The following is a 3,026-nucleotide window of genomic DNA, read 5'->3' as shown; positions in this document are numbered from 1 at the left end:
GGACGAAGCTGGGTTCAAGAGTTCGAATCTCCTCGGGCGCGCCACTCAGAATAAAATCGCGAACTCCGCGATCACCGATCTCGCTTTCCAATTCGCAAGATGAAATGTTAATTGCAGGAAAAGAACTTGCGAGGCGGCAAGGAATGAGTGATTGGAATGAATTCAGGATCGTTTTGGCGGTTGCGCGCGCCGGATCGCTGGTTGGCGCAGCGAAGGATCTCGGACACGATCATTCGACGATCTTTCGATGGCTGAACGCGCTGGAAAAGCGAAAGGCTGTTCAACTATTCGACCGGACGTCGGGTCAATACCTTCCAACGGAAGCCGGCGCACGGATGGCCCTGGCGGCCGAGCGGATGGAAGCGGAGGCATTGGCGCTTGATCGGTCGATCACAGGCCAGGACGCCAGGCTTTCTGGAAAACTCAAGATCACGTCATCCGAGACGCTGGCCTATCGGATTCTCAACGAGGTGCTGGCAAGCTTTCGGCGTGAGCATGACGGGATCGAGATCGAATTGCTCGTCGACAATCGACAACTTGATCTCCAACGCCGCGAGGCGGATATCGCCATCCGTGCGACACGTCCCCATGAAGGTGATTTATTCGGACGCAAGATCGCCTCAACACCTTGGACCTTCTATGGAAGCAGCACCTATCTCGCCGATCGCGGCCGTCCGACCGATCTCGCTTCGCTTTCGGGATATGCCGTCATCGGCTGGGACAGCAGCGCGGTGGCCGCTGCATCCGAGTGGCTGGCGAAGAACATCTCGCCCTATGCCTTCGCCTACCGCTCGAGCAGCCTCATCAATCAGCTTATGGCGGTGAAGGCGGGCTTGGGGCTGGCGCTGCTGCCCTGCTACCTCGGAGATCTAGAGCCTGACATCGAGCGGGTTCAAGAGCCGCTCGATGAACTTACGAGGGAGCTGTGGCTGATCACCCACAAGGATTTACGCAACACCGCGCGTGTGCGGGCTTTCTTTGATCATGTCGGTGGCGGCCTGCTGGCTCGCCGGGCGTTGTTGGAGGGCGAACGCGTCGAGAGTTCCGCATCGGAACGGTGAACGAAGGAAGCGCTTGGCACCGCCTCGTGCCCGCTGATCGCCACGCGTCGTTCCTCGAGCGCGTGGGTGTGCTATTTGCGTAAGATCTCTCTACCCTGAAGAGATCGGGCACAGCAGCAGGAGCCACCTCGCGCTAATGACGTCCCTCCCCGGTCTTGTAGCCAGGCTGCCGGAACGGATGTGCGTCGGCGAACGCCGGGAGTTCGAAGCAGCGCTTCCCCAGCGCCGCCACCGCGGGAAACGCCGCCAGGTCCAGCTTATAAAGATCGGCAGTGACGATCTGGCCGGCGATGCAGATGTCGGCGATCGTCGGCGTAGCCCCCAGCGCAAATGGAGCAGCCGGACGTCGCGTAAGCAGCCGCTCATAGGTCGCAAGTCCTTCCTCCGCCCAATGCCTGCACCATGACTCGATTGCTGCCACATCGGCGCCGAATACCTCGCCGAGATGCTTGCGGACGCGCGGTACGACAAGAGGATGAGCATCTGCGACCGAAACCAATGCGAGCGACCGGACATAGGCTCGGTCCTTAGCCTCGACCGGCAGCAGCCTTGGCTCCGGCTGGATATCATCGAGATATTCCATGATCGCCAGCGACTGAAAGATCCGATGGTCGTCGTGAACGAAGGTGGGCACCACATGCTCCGCGCTCATTTCAGCATACCCGGCATCGAACTGGCGTCCGGATAGAATGTCGATTTCGATTTCCTCGAAGGGAAGCTTCTTCAACGCAAGTGCGACACGGACGCGGAATGCCGCATTCGAGCGCCAGAAGCCGTAGAGCTGAATTGTCAATGGATCGGTCCTTTCCTGATTCTCCTACCAGAGAGATAAGCGAATCCGCCTCAAGGCCGGATTGGAAAACAGCAAGCGAGGCTTGCGGAACGGCAATGCCCTCGCGCGAGACGGCGGGCGTGGATGTCCCCTAGGCAGTATCTGGTATGATTTCGAGAATCGAGCCACCGACGCTTGGTGGGTGGAAGTAGTGGTGCGCCATTTATCAAGAATGGAATTGCCTCCTCGCACCCCGCGCATCTATCACGAAATGCCGTTGGTTCGGCTTTGATCAGCCGCGTTGCCATCAGAGGCTCCTCGAACCAGAAAGGCTTGCTCCCCAAGATATTAGTCGGTCGCCACCACTAATTGCTTCCCCTCTTCCGCCCTAGCGATTGGTTGCCTGGTTTCTCAGGCTCGTGGGAAACTATTTTTACACAGCTCCAAGGGCTTGCAGCCCCTCTCTCGTCAGGAGCAAGTTGGGCCCGCGTTTTTGCCGACTAACACCTGGCTAGGAGCGAACAAAGTAGAAATACCGATACCTGTGCGTGCGCGGCGCGTTACGCGCGAAGAGCTGTACCGGATGGTCTGGCGTAAGCCGATGATCCGACTTGCCCAGGAATTCGGAATCACCGGAAACGGTCTCGCCAAGGTCTGCGAGAGGCTGGACGTGCCTTATCCTCCGCGCGGCCATTGGGCCAAGAGGGAAGCCGGAAAGCCAGTTCAGGCAGACCAATAGCATCAAGGTGACGCCAATCATGCCCGCCTCATGAGTCGAGATCAGCTGGCTTCCGAGAAACGGCGAGGAACCGAATGGGGTCGGATACTGCTTGATGGTAAAGTCCCAGATCAGCCCAGCGCAGCTATTGATGATCGAGACAGCGCAATGAATCCGGCAACGTTGGTCATGACCGGCGCGGTCGCCAATGGCCTGAACAAGACCCGTCGATGGCGATGCCACCGACAAACGAGAAGGCCAGCGTGATCAGGAACGCCCCCCAATACGGGACTCCCCACTGCATCAGTTGCCAGGACGTAAAGGTGGAGAACATCGCCATTTCGCCTTGCGCGAAATTAAGATGGTCGATCGCCTGGTAGATCATGACAACCGAGAGCGCCATGCAGGCATAGATCGCGCCGGTAGCAATCCCGGCGAGGATTTGATTGGTGAGAAGATCCACGACCCCGTTCCT

At 58.6% G+C, this 3,026-nt stretch carries 2 protein-coding genes and 1 pseudogene; 1 reads left to right on the top strand and 2 read right to left on the bottom strand.

Annotated features, from left to right (window positions below):
* On the top strand, nucleotides 1-1,061 hold a 1,061-nt coding region (locus AC629_RS42260; protein ID WP_245332178.1), incomplete at its 5' end, for a LysR family transcriptional regulator.
* A gap of 133 nt (nucleotides 1,062-1,194) precedes the next feature.
* On the opposite strand, the gene maiA is transcribed toward AC629_RS42260, so the two are convergent.
* Entirely contained in the window at nucleotides 1,195-1,854 is a 660-nt protein-coding gene (maiA, locus tag AC629_RS42255; RefSeq protein ID WP_084810547.1) for a maleylacetoacetate isomerase, read from the bottom strand.
* A gap of 702 nt (nucleotides 1,855-2,556) precedes the next feature.
* Nucleotides 2,557-3,014: pseudogene (locus AC629_RS42250) on the bottom strand (ABC transporter permease subunit); the annotation flags it as partial.
* Between the last annotated feature and the right edge of the window lie 12 nt (nucleotides 3,015-3,026).

The sequence above is a fragment of the Bradyrhizobium sp. NAS80.1 genome, assembly GCF_001908205.1.
Lineage (GTDB): Bacteria > Pseudomonadota > Alphaproteobacteria > Rhizobiales > Xanthobacteraceae > Bradyrhizobium.
This window is presented reverse-complemented; position numbering and strand designations above follow the sequence as displayed.